Here is a 20,833-nt window from a genome sequence, read left to right on the forward strand (position 1 = left end):
CCGGGGGGGTCCCCCCGCGGCGGGGGGGGGCCGCCACCGTGGGGTGGCGCGGGGGGGGGGGGGCCCCCCGGCCCCCCGCGCCCGGCGGGCACGGGCCGTCGGGCGGTCAGCAGGATCTGGCGGGCGCGCAACGCCCGGCCCCGGTCAAGGTCGCCCAGAAACGCCGCCTGCTCGGCGGCCACGTCCGCCAGCGCGGCGGGGGTGAGCCGGCGGGCATGCTCGGTCATCACCTCGACGTAGTCGGTCAGGTCGAGGGGCACCGCGCGCACGGTGATCTGCAGCGGGCCGTGCAACGCGTTGAGCATCCGGGCGAACGCGGTCACCTTCGCCGCGCGTTCCTGCCCGGTCGCGATCGTGATGTTCGTGGCGTCGACTTCGGCGATCACCGCGACAGCGCCGCCGAGGTCCACCACCCCGGCGCCGCCGGCCGCGGTCTCGACGGCGGTGGCCAGCGGGCGGGCGGGCACCGGCGTCGGATGGGCGCCGGGGATGGTGGGGACCCAGCCTGGCAGGGCCGGTGGCCGGTCGGCGGGCAGCGCGGTCTGCACCGCTGGGGTACGCCGGTGGGCGAGCGCCGCGGCGGCGTAGCGGTCCAACGGCAGGCCGCCGCGCTGACCGAGCGCACCCGCGACACCGACGGCGACCAGCGGCGCGCACAGCAGGATCAGCAGCGGCATCGGCAGGTAGGGCCGGGCCACCCACAACACCGAAGCGGCGAGCAGCAGCGGCGGGACGCAGACGGAGAGCTGACGGGCGGTCAACCCGGCCAGGATCTGATCCGGGCGGTCCACATCCGCTGGTATCCGCGTCCGATCACCCGCAGAAGACAACGACATACAACAACTCCCACAAGAAAGAACAGGAAAAGGGGTAAGGTGCGGCCGGGAAAGGCCCCCGGCCGGGCGGAAGAACAGGGCCGGCGGCGGTGACACGCCGGCTGGGGTATTAGAGGCCGGCGGCTTTCATGCCGGCGCGCAACGCCTTGTATCGCACGATCGTCACCACGGTGGAAGGGCCGCCGGTGCTGGCAAGCACCATCCGCGTGATCCAGGCCTCCAGGCGCAAAGCGAGCACGAACATGCCGCACGCCAACAGGATGTTGAGCAGACTGCCGCTGTTGGGCGCGAGCGCGTGGCCGGGGTCCGCGAGCAGGACCCGCAGCCCGACCAGGAGCAGCAGGGCATGGCTGACCTGCACGGCCAGGCAGCCGGCCAGCGCCCGCCACCACAACCGGGCCAACCCCGCGGTCTGCGGCAGCCCGTGCCAGATCAGCATCAGGGGCGCGGCGACCGCGAGCATCATCAGCACCAGCAGCCGTACCGCCCAGCCGACGACAAGCGCGATCGCCAGCGCCGCGACACACAGCAGAATCAGGACGATAAACGGTGCCGCTTTGTTCACCCTCAGCGTTGTCGTCAATGCCGCGCCGATACCGTCCGCGGTGATTTTCTGTCCGGCGATCGCCTGCGAGATACCGTTGGACAGGCCGATCGCGAGGCTCATCAGGGGCAGGCTCACATGCGCGACGACGAACCCGACGACCAGCCGGGGGCCGAGTTCTTTGGCGGTCGTGCGGGTCTGCAGGGTGTCGTGGGACATAGCGAGCAGGGCACCCACGGTCAGCACGAGCAGCATCAGGGCGTCGGCGATCGCGATGTTGTCCCACCACATCTGGCGGATCGCGGGGCGTGTCGTGACGTCCTCCGTGGACAGCACCGTGGCACCGAGCAGGTGCATGACCGGCGCCAACGCGCTCGTGGCCAGGCTCGCCAGCCAGCCGTTGATCGCGTCGGCGACCTTCCCGGGGATATCGGTCAGTCCCCGCAACCATCCGGGAACCAGACTGAACCCCCCGCCGCCGCCGGCCTCGGGATCCGGAGAGGGACCCGGGGAGGGCTGCGGGGTGAACGTCGGGCTTGGGGTGGCCGGCGCCGTGTAGGGGGTGGCCGCGGGGGCCTGCGGCTGCGGGCTGGCAGCCGGCGGCGCCGGCTGCGCCCCGGCCGCGGCCGGCGTCGGGCCGGTACCGGCCGTCGGGGCCTGGGGGGCGGGAGCCGCGGCCGGGGGCGCCGCGGGCGTGGCGGTGGGAGGGGCGGCGAGCGCCGGGAAGGCCACGCCGGTCAGCCCGCCGAACAGCCCGGCCATCGCACTCACCGTCACGACCCGCCGCCATAGCATTCGCCCGCGGCGGGTCCCCGGCGCTCGCGCCCGCATCAGCCGCCGACCACGGATTGCAACGCGGCCAGCAGGACCGGTGCCAGGATCGCCAGGCCATAGCCGATACCGGCAGCTTTGAACGACCCTTTCGCCCGTTCGACTTCCGCCGGATCACCGTTGGCGCCCATGTACCGCAGCCCGCCCATGGACGCGAACAGGGTCGCGGCCCCGGCCAACAACCCCATCAGCCAGTTCCGCATATTGGTGATCACCTGTTTGAGGTCGGTCACCGCCGGCACCGGCGCCGGTGGGGGTGCCGCCGGGGCCGCGTGCGCCACACCGGCGGCGAGCAGTACCGCCCCGGCTACCGCGAGCACCGTGACCACAGCAAGGGCCAGGCGCAGCCCCCGGGGCGCCGGCCCGCCGCGCTGGTCGAGCCGGCCATCGCCGCGGTCCTCACCGGTGAGGGTGACGGCCGCGAGAGCGAGGGCGCCGCCGGCCGCGAGCTGCACCAGCCCCGCCGTCCCCCACACCCGCACCGGCACGACGTGGATCACGCCGAGACGGCGGCCCCACGCCGACAGGCCGACCAGCCCACCGACCACCACCGCGGCCAGCAGCAACCCGCCGGCCCCGTGCAGCAGACGTCGCAGCCACCCCGGTGCGGCGTCGTAGCGGCCCCGCACCGCCCCGGCGACCCGCACCGCGCCCCGGCGGAGCGGCTCGAGGCCGCGGGTGACGGCCAGCATCAGGGGGGAGACCGGGCGGGTCATCGGCCCGGTCCCGGTCGGCGCGGACCCAGCTCGTCGGCGAGGACCGCGTGCAGCAGCTGGTCGTGAGCGACCGCCAGGCGCAGCGCCCACTCCTCGCCCGGCGTCACCGTCGCCGCGGACAGCACCGCCGGGGTCACACCCCGGCGGGCGGACAGCATCAGCCGTGCCTGCGGCTCGCTGAGAACCCCGATGCTGACCGCCCGGGTGAGCAGCCGGCGCAGCCCCGCGCTCCACGGTGGTGCCGGCCAGGCGGCTGCCACCGGGACACAGGTGCCTGCCGGCAGGCGGGGGACCTGCAGGAACGCGAAGGCCACGCCCGCGCGGTAGGCACCCCACACCAGCCGGTGCTCCACCCCGACACCTGAGCCGCTGGCCCGCAACGCCTCCAGGAACCCGGTGAGCACCTCACTGTCGAGATCCGCCCGCAGGTCGGGGTGGCCGTCTGCCAGCGCGGCGGAGATGTGGCGCAGCATCGGCAGCGCCATCCCGACCGCGGCGACCAGCCAGCCGTCCTCGCCCTGGCGCCGCGCGAGGGTCCGCCACACCGCCGCCCGCGCCCGCACCGAGAGCCCGCTGGCACCGAGCAGCCCCTGCAACTCGACGATTCCCACCGGCCGTTGCGGCAGCTCCTCATGGACCTCCCGGCCCTCGAGCACACACAGGCCGCGTGCGGCTACTTCCGTGAAAGCGGCGCCGGCGAGATCCAACGCCGTCGACTCTCCGCGTGCCGGATATCCGTTCACTGGTCTCCCTCGCTATACGTCCACGAACGTGCGAGACCAGAAAGTCAAAAGCGGTTGGCGAAACCACTGACAGCATTGACGAAAGCCCTGACAGTGGCCGTCGCCCTACCCGCGAAAGAAGCCGTCCAGGACTGGTGAAAAGGCGTGCGGGCCAGCGCTTTTCCCACCCGGCCGCCCGAGAACGGCCCGCGAAGAGCCGGGGGCTCTTCCTCGCCGGCGCCGTCGGTATGTCAGGCGATCCACCGGTGAACTGTCAGGCGTGGCATGCATCCCGCCGCATGCGAAGCAATCGGGGTGTCAGCGCATCCGCCAGGACTGTCAGGGAAATCATCAAAACCTCGGTGTTCCCTCGGAACTGCCTCTCACTGGAGCGCCGGTCTGAGGATGATTCCGCTGCTTTCCCGAAGGAGACATGGCTGTGCCGTCGACACCGGACACCACCGGCCCCGACCGCGAACCGGTCCCGCTCACCGTGTGGACCACCCACCACAGCAACCCCGCACCCTTTCCTGGCGACGTTCTCCGGCGTCTCCTCGACACCTTCAGCCGGCCCGGCGAGCTGGTCGCCACCACCAGCCGGATTCCCACCGGTATCGCCGAGGAGTGCATCACCGCCGGCCGCCGCCACCGCACCCTCACCGACCCGGCCCACACCCCCGCAGCCGCACTGAACCCTTCTCAGCCGGGGGCGGTACTCATCTTCGATCTCCACCATGGCGGCAGTAGAATCAACAGCGCCGCCATCTATACCCATCTCGCCGGATTCCTGCGCCCCGGCGGGATTCTCCTCACCGCCCTGCCCCCTGTTTCCCCCGAGGGCTGCGATCCGCTCGCCGACACGGTCGCCGCCGCCCACAGCAGTGGACTCGACTACCTCCAGCACCTGATTGTCGTGCGTCTTCCCCTGCCCGACGGGCTGCTCACACCCCCCACCGACTGGGATCCGGCCGACGACCCGACCGTGCCGCAGCCGATTCCGCCCCTGCGCATCCACAGCGACATCGCCGTGCTCCTGCGCCCGCAGTCCCGGAGCAGCCGTTGACCCCCCACGCCCGGCCCGCACCGTCCTACAGCATTCTTCCCGCCGGCCAGCAGCACCCCCGCCTCCAACGCGCCGGCCGGTACACCCCCGCCTCGATGCAACACCCCGCCCGGATGCTGCCCGCTCTCGCCCGCCAGCTCATCACCACCTACAGCCAGCCCGGCGACCTGATTCTCGACCCGATGTGCGGCATCGGCACCAGCCTCGTCGAAGCCACGCATCTCGGCCGGGGAAGCCTCGGCGTTGATCTGGAAGCACGCTGGGTCTCCCTCGCCCGCGCCAATTTGCATCTCGCTCGCGTCCAGGGCGCACCCCGCACCGGGCAGGTGTTCCGCGGGGACGCCCGCCGGCTCGGCGCGGTCATTCCCGCCCGGTATCACGGGCGGATTTCCCTGCTGCTCACCTCGCCGCCCTACGGGCAGGCCACCCATGGCATTATCACCGCCGCCCCTGGGCGCGGTGTCCACAAAACCGATTACCGCTACTCCGCCAGCCCCGAAAACCTGGCGAACACCGATCTCGACGGCCTCCTCGACGGCATGTCGGCGCTGTTCACCGCCGCCCACACCCTGCTGCGACCCGGCGGGCTGCTCGCCCTCGCGGTGCGCCCCTACCGGCACGCCGGCATTCTGGTCGATCTTCCTGGCGCCCTCATCGACCTCGCGGCGGACACCGGCCTGCACCTACACGCCCGCGCCGCCGCCCTGCTCGCGGCCCTGCACCCCGACGGCGCGCTCACCCCCCGGGCGACGTTCTTCGCCCTGCACAACATCCGCACCGCCCGCGCCGCCGGCCACCCCCTCCATCTCATCGCCCACGAGGACATCCTCCTTCTGCGCACCCCACAGCACCCCCCTGACAGGACCCCTAACCTGCCACAACATCCCAGCTGACAGCGGCGACCCGCGGGCCGGTCAGGACTGACAGTTCGATGGCGAAACGCCTGACAGTCCCATGGTGAAAGCCCTGACACCCCTGCCGTCGGGCCGGAGCCCGGTCCGGTGGCAGGGGCCTCCCACACGGGCCGGCGCCCTCTGGCAGCCCACTCGCTCGCCTGCGAGCCGCAGGCGTCACGAGAGCCGCCCTGGCCCCGCCCGTGCGGTGCGCCTTCTCCTCTCACCTCTTTCCCTCCTGTGCGAGGTCTCTGTTGAAGAAGTGGACCGAGGCGGACATCCTCCGGCTGCCTGCCGTCATCGATATCGTCACCGCCGGAGAAATCCTCGGGATTGGCCGGACCCAAAGCTATCGCCTCGCGAAGACCGGTGACTTTCCCGTGAAGACCATCCGGGTCGGCAATCGCTACAAGGTTCCCACCGCTCTTATCCGTCGGCATTTGCACCTCGACGAGTTTTCCATCGAAGGCGCTTGACGTGCAATTCGCGCGGAGCGTGAATTGTTATGGGTATTCGTGGCGCTCGATAATAACTTTTCAAGCCACCGGTGAATTCCGCGTTCTTCTGTCTGGTCTCGCGGGATCCTGCTCGAGGGCGATGGGGGACGGCATTCGATCCTTGGCCGGTGCTTGGAATATCTGGCTACGAGCCCTTTCTGGTGGTGCGAGAAGCGACCCACCGTCGAAAGAAAGGCTTTCCAGGCGTGCAGATCCAAACGGCAAAGCGGTGTGGCTGCCGCGGCCCGGACGGCAAACAGCTCGGTAAACGTTGCCCAAAACTCAAGGAAAGAAATCACGGTAAGTGGTCGTACCGGATAGAAGTGCCCACGGACCTGCGCGATCTGGTCGGACGAGGAGAGATCCGGGAGTCCGGATATCACAGCGAAAAAGAAGCCAGGGAAAATGCGGAGAAGGACGTCGTCGGGATTCGGGCCGGCAGGAAACATGTTGGTCAGCTGACGGTCGGAGAATACCTGGACACCTGGCTTACGGGAAAAAGACGACTGCGCCCGACAACCCGCAACGGCTACGAGTCCAACATCCTCCTGTACCTAATCCCCATGCTCGGGAACCTTCCCCTCAGGGGCCTTGGAAAAAGCCACATCGACACCATGATTAACCGCCTCGAGGCTGAAGGATCCGCCCTGGTCACCGCAGGCAAAGGTTCGACCCGGAAACCCCGGCCGCTTGCTCCGAAAACGATTCACGAGATCTTCGCGACGCTGCGAGTCGCGCTCAACGACGCCGTGACCCAGCGGAAGATCGACTGGAATCCGGCCCTCGGCGTGGAGCTACCCGAACAGGACGCCGTGGAAGTGGAACCATGGGAAGCAGAGGAAGTCGGCCGCTTCCTGGACGAAGCATCCGGGGACCGGCTCTCCGCCATGTACGAGCTGATCGCCCTACATGGCCTGCGCCGCGGCGAGGCCTGCGGAGCGACCCGGCAAGGCCTTGACGGGCAACGGTCCGTGCTGACCATCACCCAACAGATCACCGAATCGCACGGCCAGATGGGTGTGTGGTCACCCAAAACGAAATCCGGCCGCCGCAAGGTCGACCTCGACCAGATGACCCTGGGTTCGCTTCTGGCACATGTACTCGAGCAGGACGCCGAGAAGGAAGCGGTCGGCCCGGCCTGGGACAACGGTACCCTGCCGAACCAGCGCGGCGAACCCGTCCACCTCACCGAGTTGATCTTCACTCAGCTTGACGGCAGGCATCTGTCCCCGGCCTACGTCTCGGCGCACATGCAGGTCATCGCCAAACGCGTAGGGCTGTGCAGCCACCTCGTCCGGCCCGCCTCCCGCGGAACAACAGCCCTCATAGTCGGCAAGCGATACCGTGCACCGGAAGGAACCTGGACGCTCTACCGTGAGCGCAAGCCGATCGGCGCGGTGACCGTGATCGGCTGCACCCGGCGCCGCGGCGCCGGTGCGGTCCTGCACCTCGCCGAGCCATTGCCGTTCGACCTCGAGTCTGGTGACGAACTCGGCGAGAACCTACTGTCCCGGCAGCGGCTGCATGGCCTGCGGCACAGCAACGCGAGCATCCAGCTCGCCGAGGGCATCGACATCACCCTCGTCTCCAAGCGCCTGGGCCACTCCTCGCCCGCGATCACCGGCCGGCTGTACGCGCACCTGCTGCGGTCCACGGGGCAGCTCGCAGCGGAGAAGGTCGCGAACGCGGTGCCGCGGCGCGTCGTACGGCGACACCCCTACGGCCACATCACGGCCACAACGATCAACAGCCCCGAACCGGGTAGGTAGGACATGCCAACCGTGCAGGTCATGGGCCTGTGCAGCGGTGGGCCGTCAGGGACTCGAACCCTGAACCCGCCGGTTAAAAGCCGGCTGCTCTGCCAGTTGAGCTAACGGCCCCGCACGGCGATGGTACCTGGGGGAAATGGTCTTGGACGACGGCCCGGACCGCGAGGCCGCCAGGTCGCTCGCACCGTACCGGCCGTGATGCGCGGGTGCGGCCGGTGGCGGCGTGCGCATCCGGGTATGGCGGCAGACTCGCCGTCACTGTGCGTAGTTGTATCCGGGTGGCTCGGCGGATCTACTTCGGCTAAGTGGCGGTCATGTGGGGTGACGTGGATCGCGGCGCCGCTGGTCAGACGTTCCCCTGGAAGGAGACATACGTGCGTAGAAGGTTTTCCGCGGTGAGTTCGGCCGCCGTGACGGCGGCGCTGGCGGCCGGGCTGGTCGCCGCGGTACCCGGGCTCGTGGGGGCGGCGAGCGCGGCCCCGCTGGTCGGCGACGGGGCTACGCCGGTGATCCAACCGGCTCTGTTCGACGACTACACGGCCTACGGTCTGACGACGACGGGCCGGCTGGTGCGTTTCGACGTGGACTCGCCGGCGAGCCTCATCCCGATCGGCCGGATCACCGGGCTCGTCGGCGGTGACACGCACCTGGTCGGGATCGACTTCCGGGTGCAGAACAACCGGCTGTACGGCGTCGGTGACCTCGGCGGAATCTATGTGATCAACACGGCGAACGCGGTCGCCACGCTCGTCTCGCACCTGACGATCCCGCTGGTCGGCACCGCCTTCGGGGTCGACTTCAACCCGGCGGCGAACCGGCTGCGAGTGATCAGCAACGCGGGTGAGAACCTGCGGCACAACCTTGACGACCCGACGGGCACCCCGCCGCCCGGCACCACCGTGGCCGACACGCCGCTGACCTACCCGCCGCTGCTGGGTATCGCGACCGGCCTGACCGGCGCGGCCTACACGAACAACGACCTTGACCCCGCGACCGGCACGACCCTGTTCGACATCAACACCGGCCTCGCGCAGGTGGCCGTCCAGTCGCCGGCGAACGCCGGGACGCTGGTCAACACCGGCACGCTGCCCGTACCCGTCGGACCGCTGGCCGGCTACGACATCTTCACCGAGCGGTCGGGCGGTCGGGCGGTGGCCAACACCGGCTTCGCCGCGCTGCTCGTCGGCTCGAGGTTCCGGCTCTACGAGGTCAGCCCGTTGACCGCGCAGGCCACGTTGCGCGGCTTCTTCCCGGCGAACTACCCGGTCTTCGACGTCGCGCTGCCGATCAACCAGTAACGATCAACCAGTAACACGGACGGCCCGGGCGGGCAGCCGCTGGCGGCCGTCAGGGGACGACGCGTGGACGGGCCGGGCCAGCCAGTGAAGGCCAGCCCGGCCGGTCCGCGCCATCGCCTGGCCGCGGGTGTCTACCTAGCCGCGGCGGCGACCGCTGCTGGCACCTGAACCGCGACCGGAGCCGGCGTCATGGCCGTCGAGGGTCACCTGGTCACCGGTGACCAGTCCGGCCCGGCGCAGCGCGTCGGCGATCGCCCCGTCGGGCGCACCCCGACGGCCCCCACCGGAGCCACCGCGGTTGCCACCGCCACCGCCACCGCCACCACGGTAACCACCTGCGCCGCCGGAACCGCCGGAACCGGTCCGACCGCCACCACGGCTGCCGTCCTGCCCGCCGGGACCACGGCCGCGACCACCAGGACCGCCACCCTGGCCAGCGCGACGATCACCGCCGCCACCGGCCCCGCGGCCGGCGCCACCGGAACCGGAACCCGCCCCGGAGCCACCAGCGCCACCAGCGCTACCGGAGCCACTGGAGCTGGAACCTGCCCCGGCGCCACGCCGTCCGCCCTCGCCGCCATCCCGGGCGGCACCGTCGCGTACGGCGGCCTCACGGCCAGCACCGCGCCGGCCGCCACCGCCGCCGCCTGAGGTGGCGGCACCGGGCTCGTCGTCCAGACGCAGGGTCAGCGAGATGCGCTTGCGGGGAATGTCGACGTCCAGGACCTTCACCGTGACGATGTCGCCGGACTTGACGACCTCCCGCGGATCGCTGACGAAGTTCTTCGACATGGCCGAGACGTGCACCAGGCCGTCCTGGTGCACACCGATGTCCACGAACGCGCCGAACGCGGCCACGTTCGTCACCGAGCCCTCGAGGGTCATGCCGGGGGTGAGGTCGGCCAGGGTCTCGACACCCTCGGAGAACGCCGCCGTGCGGAAGGCGGGCCGCGGGTCGCGACCGGGCTTGTCCAGCTCGGCGAGGATGTCGGTGACGGTGGGCAGGCCGACGGTGTCATCGACGAAGTCGGACGGCTTCAGCGACCGCAGCACCTTGCCGTTGCCGATGAGCGAGGTGAGCTCCTGGCCGGTGGTGGCGAGGATGCGCCGGACCACAGGGTAGGACTCGGGGTGCACGCTGGAGCCGTCCAGCGGGTCGTCGCCGCCGAGGACGCGCAGGAAGCCGGCGCACTGCTCGAACGCCTTCGGTCCCAGCCGGGGTACCGCCCGCAGTGCCTCCCGGCTCCGGAACGGGCCGTTCTCGTCGCGGTGGCGCACCAGGTTCTCGGCGAGCCCCGCGCCGATCCCCGAGACGCGGGTGAGCAGCGGCGCGGAGGCGGTGTTGACGTCCACGCCGACGGCGTTCACACAGTCCTCGACCACCGCGTCCAGGGAGGTCGCCAGGCGCGTCTCGGACAGGTCGTGCTGGTACTGGCCGACACCGATCGACCGTGGCTCGATCTTGACGAGTTCGGCGAGCGGGTCCTGCAGCCGGCGCGCGATCGACACCGCGCCGCGCAGCGTCACGTCCAGCTCGGGCAGTTCGCCGGCGGCGTAGGCCGACGCCGAGTACACCGACGCCCCGGCCTCCGACACGGTCACCCGGGTCAGGGACAGCTCCGGGTGCTTGCGGATCAGGTCCTCGGCGAGCTTGTCGGTCTCCCGGGACGCCGTCCCGTTGCCGATCGAGACGAGATCGACGGAGTGCGCGGCGGCGAGCCGGGCCAGGGTGGCGATCGACTCGTCCCACCGGCGGGCCGGCACATGCGGGTAGATGGTGTCGGTGGCGACGACCTTGCCGGTCGTGTCGACGACGGCGACCTTCACCCCGGTGCGGTAGCCCGGGTCCAGGCCCATCGTCGACCGACTGCCGGCGGGGGCGGCGAGCAGCAGGTCACGCAGGTTCGCGGCGAACACCTTCACCGCGGTCTCCTCGGCCGCCGTCCACAGTCGCATCCGCAGGTCCACCCCGAGGTGGACGAGGACGCGGGTGCGCCACGCCCAGCGGACGGTGTCGGCGAGCCAGCGGTCGGCGGGGCGGCCGGCGTCGCTGATGTCGAACGCCTCGGCGATGCGCCGCTCGTAGTCGCTCGGCCCGGGCACCGGCGGGGTGTCCGGCGCGGGCGGCTCGGCGGGTTCGAGGGTGAGGTCGAGAACCTCCTCCTTCTCACCACGGAACACCGCGAGGATGCGGTGTGAGGGCAGCGAGGTGAACGGCTCGGCGAAGTCGAAGTAGTCGGCGAACTTCGCGCCGGCCTCCTGCCTGCCCTCGCGCACCTTCGACACCAACGTGCCGCGCGACCACATCTGCTCGCGCAGCGCGCCGATCAGGTCGGCGTTCTCGGCGAAGCGCTCCACCAGGATCGCCCGGGCGCCCTCCAGCGCCGCGCCGGCGTCGGCCACACCGCGGTCGGCGTCGACGTAGCCGCTGGCGGTGCCGTGCGGGTCCAGCGACGGGTCGCCGAGCAGCGCGTCGGCGAGCGGCTCGAGGCCGGCCTCGCGGGCGATCTGCGCCTTCGTCCGCCGCTTGGGCTTGTAGGGCAGGTAGATGTCCTCGAGCCGGGCCTTCGAGTCGGCGGCGAGGATCTGCGCCTCGAGGGCGTCATCCAGCTTGCCCTGGGACCGGATGGACTCGAGCACCGCCGAGCGCCGCTCCTCCAGCTCCCGCAGGTAGCGCAGCCGCTCCTCCAGGGTGCGCAGCTGGGTGTCATCGAGGGTGCCCGTCACCTCCTTGCGGTAGCGGGCGATGAAGGGCACGGTGGCGCCCCCATCGAGCAGGTCGACCGCCGCCGCCACCTGCCCCTGGCGCACGCCGAGTTCCTCGGCGATCCGTTGATGGATGGACTGCTGGGGGACAGCTGTCGTCGTCACAAGCTCTGATCCGCCTTCTCGTCGGAGTCGATGTCGGTGTCGCGATCGGACCGCGCCGTCTGCGAGACTACGGGTGATCACCGACAGTGGGCCGGCCGGGCGGCCCCGCGTGGCGGTGAGACCCCCGACGTGTTACGTGGCAGTCCGCCGTGCCACGCACCGTGCCAGCGGGCGTGGGCCCGGATCCATCGGTGTGATCCGGTGTGATCCGTACCGTTCGATTGCGTTACTGGGCATATCTCATTGGTGCGACATGACCTATGATGTGCCCGTGCGCATGAGGTGCCAGGCCACGGGGGCGGTGCGGCCTTGTTCCCGTCATTGTGCCGAGGGTGCGGCCGGGCACGGTCGGTTCGCGTCGGCCCGCCGCTGTCCCTGTTTGCGCTCCCGGGTGGCCGGGTGAAGCCGGTGGGTGCGTTCGGCCCCGCCATCGCCGCCCGGGGAGTCGAATCCGGCGTCGGCGCCACCGGTATTCGACACGAGGCTTTTCTCTATCTCGGTGACATCGGTTTCCTCAGCGCCACCAGGGATTTCATTCTGGCCGGTCTTGCCGCCGACGAGGATGTACTGGTCATTCTGGGCGAGCCGCGCCTGACGCTGTTGCGCGGCGCTCTCGGTCGTGCCGGGAAACGCGTCGATCTCGTCGATCTGGCCGACCTGGGCCGCAATCCCGCCCGTCTCATCCCGGCCTGGCAGGAACATCTCGAGCAGGGCGACGAACGCGGCCGGACGGTCCGCGGCATCGTCGAGCCGGTGCGGTCCGACTGTTCAGGGCCGGAACTCGCCGAGTGCATGCTGCACGAGGAACTGACCAACGAGGCCTTCTCCGGGCCGCGGAGTTGGCGGCTGCGTTGCCTCTACGAGGCGGCCGCGCTCGACCCGGCGACCACCGACCTGGTGTGGCAGACCCACCCGATGGTGGTCAAGGGTGGCCTGGCCCGCCCCAGCACCCGGTTCCACCCCGCCGGAGCCCAGCCCGCTCGTGGGGCCGCCGGTGGCGCGGTGGCCGCCGGTGCGGTCGGGTCCGGGGGTGATCTGTTCGCCGAGCGGCTGCCGGATCTCGGGCCGCCCTGGTCCGAGATCTCCTTCGGCCCGACGAACCTCGGGCTCGTCCGGGCCGCGTCGGCCGCGGCCGCCCGGGCGGTGCGCCTCGGCAGCGAGCGGGTGGATGATCTGGAACTCGCCGTCCACGAGGTGGCCACCAACAGTGTGCGCCACGGTGGCGGGCGCGGCACGGTGCGGTTCTGGCCCGATCAGGGCGGTCTGGTCTGCGAGGTGACCGACGCGGGGCTGGTCGCAGACCGGCTCGTCGGGCGGCGCCGGCCCGCGCTCGACCTCGGCGGTGGGCGCGGCCTGTGGCTGGTCAACCAGCTGTGCGACCTCGTCCAGCTTCGTTCCGGTCCCACCGGCACCACCGTCCGCATGTACGTGCACTGAGACGGGGGATGTGGTGACCTCGACCGAGCGTGTTCGGGTCGGACGCGGATCGTGGCCGGCGGATGGCCGCGGCGGCACGGTGGCACCGACCGCGGCGGGGACGGACCCCGCCGGGCCGGGCCGGTGCTACGGCATCGGCGCCGGGTTGACCCCGCCGGAGGGCAGCAGCGACGGGGACGTCCTCGCCGTGCGCTCGGCGATCGTCGCGATCAGCCGTGCGCTCAACTGGCATGCCGGCCCCGGCACCCCCGTCCCGACCGACGGTCGTTTCACCGCGGCCACCGCGGCCGCCGTCACCGCGTTCCAGGAAGAACTTCAGCCAACCATCAACCGGGACATGTATCTGCCGGCCATCGAACACAGCCCGCCCGGATATGTCAGCAAGGAGACGTCCTACGCGCTGTTCATGCCGATCGCGGACAGATATGCGCTGAAGTACACGGTGCCCCGCGGCCTGCTACGCGGAATCACCACGATCGAAAGCAACTGGGACCCGGGCGCCGTCGGATACCGGACGAACTCCGACTTCGGGCTCTGCCAGTGGAACACCACACTTCCCGACGTGACCACCGCCCGCGCCCTCGACCCGTTCTGGGCCCTTGACTCGACCGCCCGGATGATGCGGGAGCGCTACGACTCGGACCGGTGGGGACACAACTGGCTCTACGTCATTGCCGCGCACAACGTCCCGACCTGGGCCGCGCAGTGGGCGCAGGGCCAACTGTCGGCGGCCAGGCCCGAGGACGTCCCCAAGCTGGACCGGATGAACGGTTACGTCAGCAACGTGCTGGCCCGCGTCTGGTAGCTGGCCGGCACGTCGCCGGTGGGCGGCCTGGTCAGGAGGCCGGCGTGGCGATCCGTTCGAGCACGGCGGTGTGCAGCCGGCGGACACCGATCGGCGCGAAGGTGCGTTCGAAGAAGCCGCCGATACCCCCGGCGCCGTCCCAGGTGGTGATCGCGGTCACGGTGCTCGCCCCGGCGCCCGGGCCGCCCGGCGCGGGCGCGACCTGGTAGGTCGTGCGCAGCGACGAGTTCTGGTCGGCTTCCAGCAGGGTGTCCGGCCGCGGGGCGGAGACGATCGCGTCCACGTCCCGCGAACGCCTGCGGGTCGCCTGTAGCCGGTAGGCGATCCGGCTGCCCGCCCCCGCGCCGCCCGCGAGCACCCGGTAGTCGTGGATGTTGTCCGGCCAGGACCGGGCCCGTATTCCCTGGTAGTCACCGAGCGCCGCGAGAACCCGCTCCGGCACGCCCGCCACCGTCTGGCGTACCTCGACCCGGATCTGTGCCACCGTCCACACCCTTTCGCCTGCGCCTGGCCGAGCCCTGGACGGCGTCCGGTCATCTGTCCGGCTGCCGGCCGCGTCCCCGCCACTGTGCGCCGGCTCACGGCCACCGCCGGCCGGTGGTGAGGTCAGGCTCGCACGTCGACGTCCGGGCGCGCACCGGACCCGGTGCGGATGCGCATCGTGATTACTCTGAGTTACCTTTCTGGGGCGCTCGAGGGGCGTCCTGCGGACCGTCGCGGGCCACCGTCCGGACCGGGGGTAGGCCGATTTCTCGCGCTCGACCTGTGTCGTCACGATCCGCGGGCGACCTGCTGATGGTCTGTGCCGGCACCCGGCCGGAGACGGCTGGTCCGTCGGACCGGCAACGTTTCGTCACAGCCGGTGCGCTCATGCTGCTGACGGCCGGGCTCGCCACCTACGCGGGCGCGACCGTCGCCGCGATGGGTCTGCACCGTTCGGCGTGGCGCACGCTGCCCTTCGGACTGTTCTACGCGGCTGTGATCTTCTTCCTCGATCGATCGGTGCTGCTGTCCCCCCGCCCCTACCGGCTGGGACGCGACGCCACCGTGCGGCTCGGCCGGGCCGGCGCCGCCACCGCCATCCGGGTGTTCGTGGCGATCTGCGCGGCCCTGCTGGTCGGTGAGGCGCTGCTGCTGACCGTGTTCGCGTCCTCGATCGCGCCACGGGTCACCGAGATCCACCAGGAGGAGATCGGTCGCGCCCTGCGCGCCTTCGACGTCAACCAGCAGGGTGAGCAGCGGGCGCTCGCCGCCGGCCTGGCCGCCCGACAACAGGATCTCACCGCCGCCCAGGGACGCGTCACCGGCGCCACCGCGGCGGCGAACTGCCAGCTCACCGGCGGTGGCAGCTGCCTGGCCGGAGCCGGACCGATCTACCGGATCACCCTGGCCGACCTGGCCGCCGCGGTCCTGGCCACCCAACGGGCCACCCAGGCGCGGGACGCGGCCGAGGCTCGACTGGCGGCCTTCGACCACGACCGGGACACCCGCCGGGCCAGCTTCCTGGCCGCCCAGACGGCCACCGCGAACGCCGCCGACGACCTGTTGACCAGAGAGAAGGCGTTCTGGCGGCTGACGACGTCCGACCCGTCGGTGTTGCTGTGGCGGATCGTGCTCACACTGCTGCTGCTCGGTGTCGATCTCGGCCCGCTCATCTTCGCCCGCACCCTCGAACAGACCGAGCCGCGCCGACGCGAACGCCTCGAACGGTGGCGCACCTGCAACGCCCAGGAACTCGAAGCCCAGCAGATCGGCTCCACCACCCGGCACCGGGCCCGGCTCGCCCGGGAACTCGCCGACGCCGGCACCGACCGGTACGGCCAGCATGTCCGCCGCCGGGACGAGATCGAGACCTCGGTGCGCCTGGCCGGTGACCTCGCCGCCGCCGAGGTCGCCCGCGCGGAGATCCGGGCCGACCGGGACAGCCGCATCCGCGAACTGCGCGCCCGTCACCGCGTGCCCGACCCGACCCCGGCCGCCGACCCGACCCTCTCCGTCGACCGGACATGACGCCGACCGGACATGACGTCGCCCGGACGCGCGGGGTCAGTCCCACGTGCGTCCGGGCGTTGTGATGTCAACTGGCTCCGGCGTCAGCACATGCCGGGGTCAGCTGGCGTTCGCGGTGGACGACGCCGCCCCGCGTCCACGCCGCCGACGACGCACCACGGCGACCACGACGGCGAACGCCGCCGTCCCGGCCGCGGCGAGTCCGGTGGCCTTCGGGTTCTCGCTGGCCTTGCGTCGGCCGGTGTTGACCGCCTCACCGGCGCTGCCGCGAGCCTGGGTGACCTTCGCGGCGACCTGCGGGTGGGCGTCGAGCTGACGCTGAACGCTGTGGGTCGCGGTGCCCGCGGCGCTGCCAGCGGTGCTCACCGCACGCTGGGCGGACGCGGCGACCTGCGGGTGGGCGTCGAGCTGCCGGCGCACGGTGGCCTTGGCCTGGTCGGCGGTGTGCCGGGCCTTCTCGGCCGCGGTCCCGGTGGTCGCGGCCACCTTCGGGCGCACCGCGTTCGTCGCCGCGCCGACCCGCTCGCGCAGGTCGTGGGCGGTCCGACCGGCCACCTGTCCGGGGCTGACCCGGGCGGACAGTTCGTCGAGGTCGCTGCCGAGCCGGGCCCGGGTCGCCTCGATGTCCGAGCGGATCTCATCCGGGCTGGTGCTGGTCGTGCTGGTCTCGTCAATGCTGGTCACTGCCTACCTGACCTTTCCTGGCGGTGAGCGGGGGACGGGGTGGACACGGATGTGGGGATCGGCGAAGCCGCGGGCGCGATGGTGGGTGGCGCCGGGGGCGGTGCCGGGCGGCTCAGTGGCGGCGGCTCTGCGCCCACTGGACGTCCTCACGCAGCGTCTCCACGGTCTGCGTCGGCGCCGGGTGGACGGTGCGCACGGTGGAACGCCCCTTCAGCGCCAGGACGGCGGTCACGGCGCCGAGGACGGCGGCGACGATGAGCGCCGCCCAACCGAGCGCCATCACCTCACCCAGCCCGAACATGACCGCGAGCAGCGCGAACAGCAGGGCGTACAGGCCGGCCCCGCCGGCGCCCGCGAACATGCCGGCGCCCTTGCCGGCCTTCTTCGCCTCCTCGCGGACCTCGGCCTTCGCCAGGGCCACCTCCTGGCGGAACAGCGTCGAGATGTCGGTGACGACGTCCGAGACCAGATGGCCGGTCGAGGTCCGCTGCCCGTCAGGTGCCCCATCGCCGGTGAGCGGCGCCGCGCCGGGACGCTGGGCGCCCGACCCGCGGGTGTCGCCCGGATACGGCATGGCGGGCGAGCCAGGGGTGGCGGGCCCGGCCGGGGTGACGGGTGTGACGGAGGCCGGGCCGGCGGTGGTCGCCGGAGTCGGGAGGCCGGTCGCATCGGTGGTCTGCCGGGTCGTGGTCGTCATGGGGTCTCCTCGCGGCTTGTCCGATGGGACGGCTGTGGTCGGGGAGCGAACCGTCCCGCCTGGGTGGGCTCCGCGTGGTGGCACCAGCGGAACAACATGTGATCTGCGGATTCCCGGCATCCAGCCGATTAATCGCGTCCGTCGGGTCGCCGATGAGGTGATGTTGTGGGGGAGGACGGCGCGGGCACCCCGCGCTCGGCCCGGGTGATGTGCGCACTGCCCGTCTGCCGCGGGTGGTCGTGGGGCTGCGGGGCCGTCGCCTTCCCGGCGTCGCGCTCACGTCCGATCTCGGCGTTGACCAGCGCGCCGACCAGGACGACCGTCACCGCGTAGTACAGCCAGAGCATCAGGATGACCACGCCACCGAGCGCACCGTAGGTCTTGTTGTACTGGCCGAAGGCGCGGACGTAGAACGAGAACGCCACCGAGGCCACGATGAGGGCGACGGTCGCACCGACCGCGCCGATCGACGCCCAACGCCAGCCCTTCGGCGGCTGGGCGGGGCCGAGCCGGTAGAGCGCGGCGACCGCCCCGAGCAGCACGAACCCCATGATGATCCACTGCGCGATGGTCAGTACCAGCCGCAGCGCGCCGTTGGACACATGGTGCGACAGCAGCGAACCGCCGGCGGTGATCCCACCGATGACCAGCACGGCCACGACCACGGCGCCCAGGCTCATCCCCACCGCGAGCAGCCGCAGCCGGACGGGGCCGCGGGTCTCCTCCTGCTCGAACGCGACCGAGACCGCCTTGATCAGGTTCTGGGTCCCGGATGACACCGCCCACATCAGGCCCACGAGGCTCAGCAGCAGGCCGACACCGAGACCGGAATGATCCGTGGTCGTGATGCCGGTCAGCCAGTCCTGCAGGACGGTGCTGGTCGACGGTGAGAGGGTGCCGGACAGATGGGCGATCTCGTCCCGCACCGTCTGCGGGCTCGCCACCAGGCCGTACACGGTGATCACAGCGATCACCGCCGGGAAGATCGACAGGATCGCCCAGAACGCCACCCCGCTGGCGAGCAGCGGCACCGACAGCACGGCGAGCTGCGACTTCACTCGCTTACCCACGGCCAGCCAGGTCCGTTCACCCGCCGACGCCGACGCCGACGCCGACCGCGCCGCCCGCTCCTCGAGCGAGGGCCGGCCCGTGCTCTTACCCGGGCCCGCGGCGGCGGACGCCCGGACCACGGTCACGCCGCCCTCCCCGCCGGCGGCGACGGCCCTGTCGGCGGTGTCACTCGTGCCGTCCGTGCTGTTCGTGCTGTTCTGGTCGTTCGTGCTGTTCTGGTCGACGGGCGGGTTGTCGCGTGGGCGGGTGCCGCGGCGGTGTCCCAGGATGGCGGACGTGTTCATGGCGAGCTCCCCTGCCGTTGGCGCATGGCGGCAGGTGTACCCGCCCGGACCTGGACAACCCCTCGTTTCGGGGTCGCTGATCCGGCGCCGGTCCGCGGCGGGCGGCCCCGCGGACTCAGTCGCTGCGCTCCTGCGGGGACGAGTGCTCCCAGTCAGCCAGGATGGTGCGGATGCCGGTGACGAGCAACAGCGGACGGTCGAGCATCACGTGATGGCCGGCCAGCGGAATCTCGATCACCGGCGCGACCCGGCCGAGCAGGTTGTACATCTGGACGCCGATGTCCGGCGTGAGCAGACCGTGTTCCGCGCGGAACAGCGCCACCCGGCAGTGCACCTTGCGCAGCATCTCCGGGGACGGGTTGCGGTTGTTGAACACGCTCGGGTCGAACTTCCAGGTCCAGCCGCCCTGCACCGATCCGATCGAGGACCGGGCGATGTGGTCGATGATGTACGGCAGGGAAGTCGGCTGGTCCGGCACCGTGCGGAAACGGGCCAGCGCGTCGGTCGCCGTCGGATAGACCCGCAGCGGGCCGAAGGCGGTGCGTTCCCGGGCCGCACGCTCCTCGGGAGTGAACTCCCCGACGGGGGAGTCCACCACCACGATGCCGGCGACCCGGTCGGGGTACTCGGCCGCCGTCATGATCGTGACCCAGCCCCCCATGCTGTGCCCGATGATGATCGGCGGTGTGGTGATGCCGGCGTGGTCGATCACCCCGATGATCTCCGCGGCCCAGCTGCCCAGGGTGTACTCGTCGCGGCGGGCGCTGTCGCCATGTCCGGACAGATCAAGGGCGACGACCCGGTACTCGCTGGGAATCAGCGGCGCGATGTGATCCCACCAGCCGGCATGCGCCGCACCCCCGTGAACCAGGACGATCGCGGCCGCTCCCCGCGGCCCCCAGCAGCGGTAGCTGATGGTGGCGCCGTCGACCTCGGCCTCGTGGCGCTCCGGACGGGTGTCAATGGCGGCCTCGAACCAGGCCGGTGCTTCGTCTTCCATCCCAGGTCTCTGCCGTTCGCGTCGTTGTCGTGGGGCGGGCCGTTGTGGTCGCGGGCCGGATGGGCCGTGGCGTCCTTCCCGATACAACACCGGCGGACCGGGTTTCCGGGCGGTCCGCAGCGAGTTGTCGGACTGGTGATGGCGCCGCCGGGCCAACCGGTGCCCCTGGTGACCGGATCGTCACCTCAGGTCGGCGCGATGGCCCCGTCCACCTGCGGTGTCGTCGTTGCGTGATCCCGGGCGCGCCGATCGGCGGGCCGGCTCGGACGCCGTCGGATCATGGCGTCAGATCATGAAGGTGGAGTTGATGACGGCGCCCCGGCGGCTGTAGTGGATGACGCAGTCCTGCAGATCGGACGGATGGGCGGGAATCGCCCCGGCGATGATGTCCGCCTCGCGCAGCCCGTGCAAAGAAAGACCGTAGCGGCAGACGTACACCGTACCTCCTTCGCGGATGAGGGTCTCGATCTGGTTGTTGATGTTGTGCTGGCCGGGAAAAGCCGAATCTCCGGTATGCGGAAATCCGCGGGTGGCCATCGCGTTCATCGCCCCCGGTCCATGGAGATAGACCACCGTCTCGAATCCCTTGCGCAGGGCCCGGGTCGCCTGCAGGAGCGCGACGAAACTCACCGACGACTCGTGCGCGACGCCGTGGATGAGGGTCAGGTACACCTCGCCGTCCTCGGCCTGGAAATCTGGAAAGATCTTGGTTGAGCCATAGAGGTTGGTGCCCGGCGAGAGCGCCGGATGGGGGATCTCGGCGAGGCTGCGTCGCCCCTGCTCGACCAGCCGCCGAGCCGACCGC

General features: G+C 71.3%; 19 protein-coding genes and 1 tRNA gene. 8 read left to right on the forward strand and 12 right to left on the reverse strand.

The window, feature by feature from the left end:
* The 4 genes from MXD61_RS08445 to MXD61_RS08460 all read right to left on the reverse strand — a co-directional run.
* Window positions 1–791 (reverse strand): PrgI family protein (locus MXD61_RS08445; protein ID WP_248812281.1); only part of this gene is annotated, 791 nt, incomplete at its 3' end.
* A gap of 154 nt (window positions 792–945) precedes the next feature.
* The gene (locus tag MXD61_RS08450) at window positions 946–2,142 is read right to left on the reverse strand and encodes a hypothetical protein (RefSeq protein ID WP_248812282.1); all 1,197 of its coding nucleotides are present in this window, start codon (window positions 2,140–2,142) and stop codon (window positions 946–948) included.
* A gap of 68 nt (window positions 2,143–2,210) precedes the next feature.
* Window positions 2,211–2,927, reverse strand: coding sequence for a pilin (locus MXD61_RS08455; RefSeq protein ID WP_248812283.1), 717 nt, complete (start codon window positions 2,925–2,927; stop codon window positions 2,211–2,213).
* On the reverse strand, window positions 2,924–3,670 hold the full coding sequence (locus MXD61_RS08460; RefSeq protein WP_248812284.1) for a hypothetical protein: 747 nt from the start codon (window positions 3,668–3,670) through the stop codon (window positions 2,924–2,926). The genes MXD61_RS08455 and MXD61_RS08460 overlap by 4 nt, the downstream gene beginning before the upstream one ends.
* Before the next feature lie 418 nt (window positions 3,671–4,088).
* Between MXD61_RS08460 and MXD61_RS08465 the strand changes: the two genes are divergently transcribed.
* The 4 genes from MXD61_RS08465 (at window position 4,089) to MXD61_RS08480 (ending at window position 7,871) form a co-directional block, all read left to right on the forward strand.
* The gene (locus tag MXD61_RS08465; RefSeq protein ID WP_248812285.1) at window positions 4,089–4,712 is read left to right on the forward strand and encodes a hypothetical protein; all 624 of its coding nucleotides are present in this window, start codon (window positions 4,089–4,091) and stop codon (window positions 4,710–4,712) included.
* On the forward strand, window positions 4,709–5,605 hold the full coding sequence (locus MXD61_RS08470; RefSeq protein ID WP_248812286.1) for a TRM11 family methyltransferase: 897 nt from the start codon (window positions 4,709–4,711) through the stop codon (window positions 5,603–5,605). Before MXD61_RS08465 ends, MXD61_RS08470 begins: the two co-directional genes overlap by 4 nt.
* Window positions 5,606–5,859: 254 nt before the next feature.
* Complete coding sequence (locus MXD61_RS08475) at window positions 5,860–6,081, forward strand: AlpA family transcriptional regulator (protein WP_248812287.1); 222 nt, start codon at window positions 5,860–5,862, stop codon at window positions 6,079–6,081.
* Window positions 6,082–6,308: 227 nt separating this feature from the next.
* On the forward strand, window positions 6,309–7,871 hold the full coding sequence (locus MXD61_RS08480) for a site-specific integrase (protein WP_248812288.1): 1,563 nt from the start codon (window positions 6,309–6,311) through the stop codon (window positions 7,869–7,871).
* Between the two features lie 38 nt (window positions 7,872–7,909).
* On the opposite strand, the gene MXD61_RS08485 is transcribed toward MXD61_RS08480, so the two are convergent.
* A tRNA-Lys gene (locus MXD61_RS08485) sits at window positions 7,910–7,982 on the reverse strand.
* A 284-nt stretch (window positions 7,983–8,266) separates the two neighbouring features.
* Here MXD61_RS08485 and MXD61_RS08490 point away from each other — a divergent pair.
* Complete coding sequence (locus tag MXD61_RS08490) at window positions 8,267–9,169, forward strand: DUF4394 domain-containing protein (protein WP_248812289.1); 903 nt, start codon at window positions 8,267–8,269, stop codon at window positions 9,167–9,169.
* Between the two features lie 135 nt (window positions 9,170–9,304).
* Here MXD61_RS08490 and MXD61_RS08495 read toward each other — a convergent pair whose 3' ends face one another.
* A complete protein-coding gene (locus MXD61_RS08495; protein WP_248812290.1) occupies window positions 9,305–12,040 on the reverse strand; it encodes a Tex family protein in 2,736 nt (911 codons plus the stop codon).
* A gap of 399 nt (window positions 12,041–12,439) precedes the next feature.
* Here MXD61_RS08495 and MXD61_RS08500 point away from each other — a divergent pair, with 399 nt between their 5' ends.
* Window positions 12,440–13,477: an anti-sigma factor RsbA family regulatory protein gene (locus MXD61_RS08500; protein ID WP_248812291.1), complete on the forward strand. Its 1,038-nt coding sequence runs from the start codon at window positions 12,440–12,442 to the stop codon at window positions 13,475–13,477.
* A 13-nt stretch (window positions 13,478–13,490) separates the two neighbouring features.
* Complete coding sequence (locus tag MXD61_RS28415; RefSeq protein ID WP_248812292.1) at window positions 13,491–14,282, forward strand: transglycosylase SLT domain-containing protein; 792 nt, start codon at window positions 13,491–13,493, stop codon at window positions 14,280–14,282.
* A gap of 31 nt (window positions 14,283–14,313) precedes the next feature.
* On the opposite strand, the gene MXD61_RS08510 is transcribed toward MXD61_RS28415, so the two are convergent.
* Window positions 14,314–14,766 carry an SRPBCC family protein gene (locus MXD61_RS08510; RefSeq protein ID WP_248812293.1) on the reverse strand — a complete coding sequence of 151 codons (453 nt, stop codon included), beginning with the start codon at window positions 14,764–14,766 and terminating at the stop codon, window positions 14,314–14,316.
* Window positions 14,767–15,047: 281 nt separating this feature from the next.
* On the opposite strand from MXD61_RS08510, the gene MXD61_RS08515 reads away from it, so the two are divergent.
* Complete coding sequence (locus tag MXD61_RS08515) at window positions 15,048–16,292, forward strand: DUF4407 domain-containing protein (RefSeq protein WP_248812294.1); 1,245 nt, start codon at window positions 15,048–15,050, stop codon at window positions 16,290–16,292.
* A gap of 99 nt (window positions 16,293–16,391) precedes the next feature.
* Here the strand turns inward: MXD61_RS08515 and MXD61_RS08520 are convergent, their stop codons facing one another.
* The 5 genes from MXD61_RS08520 to MXD61_RS08540 form a co-directional block, all read right to left on the reverse strand.
* Window positions 16,392–16,976 (reverse strand): DUF3618 domain-containing protein, encoded by a 585-nt coding sequence (locus tag MXD61_RS08520; protein ID WP_248812295.1) that lies wholly within the window; start codon window positions 16,974–16,976, stop codon window positions 16,392–16,394.
* Between the two features lie 112 nt (window positions 16,977–17,088).
* A complete protein-coding gene (locus MXD61_RS08525) occupies window positions 17,089–17,673 on the reverse strand; it encodes a phage holin family protein (protein ID WP_248812296.1) in 585 nt (194 codons plus the stop codon).
* Window positions 17,674–17,801: 128 nt separating this feature from the next.
* Complete coding sequence (locus tag MXD61_RS08530) at window positions 17,802–19,028, reverse strand: YihY/virulence factor BrkB family protein (protein ID WP_248812297.1); 1,227 nt, start codon at window positions 19,026–19,028, stop codon at window positions 17,802–17,804.
* Window positions 19,029–19,143: 115 nt separating this feature from the next.
* Window positions 19,144–20,028, reverse strand: a complete 885-nt coding sequence (locus MXD61_RS08535) for an alpha/beta fold hydrolase (RefSeq protein WP_248812298.1) — start codon at window positions 20,026–20,028, stop codon at window positions 19,144–19,146.
* A 285-nt stretch (window positions 20,029–20,313) separates the two neighbouring features.
* Window positions 20,314–20,817: an MSMEG_0572/Sll0783 family nitrogen starvation response protein gene (locus MXD61_RS08540; RefSeq protein ID WP_251079639.1), complete on the reverse strand. Its 504-nt coding sequence runs from the start codon at window positions 20,815–20,817 to the stop codon at window positions 20,314–20,316.
* Window positions 20,818–20,833: the final 16 nt, after the last annotated feature.

It is taken from the genome of Frankia sp. AgPm24 (assembly GCF_023243055.1).
Lineage (GTDB): Bacteria > Actinomycetota > Actinomycetes > Frankiales > Frankiaceae > Frankia > Frankia umida.

Excerpts from the sequence above, each read along its gene's own strand:
- MXD61_RS08450 (WP_248812282.1), bottom strand. The coding sequence starts at position 2,142 with ATGGCCGGGCTGTTCGGCGGGCTGACCGGCGTGGCCTTCCCGGCGCTC.
- MXD61_RS08455 (WP_248812283.1), bottom strand. The coding sequence starts at position 2,927 with ATGACCCGCCCGGTCTCCCCCCTGATGCTGGCCGTCACCCGCGGCCTC.
- MXD61_RS08525 (WP_248812296.1), bottom strand. The coding sequence starts at position 17,673 with ATGACGACCACGACCCGGCAGACCACCGATGCGACCGGCCTCCCGACT.
- MXD61_RS08530 (WP_248812297.1), bottom strand. The coding sequence starts at position 19,028 with ATGAACACGTCCGCCATCCTGGGACACCGCCGCGGCACCCGCCCACGC.
- MXD61_RS08535 (WP_248812298.1), bottom strand. The coding sequence starts at position 20,028 with ATGGAAGACGAAGCACCGGCCTGGTTCGAGGCCGCCATTGACACCCGT.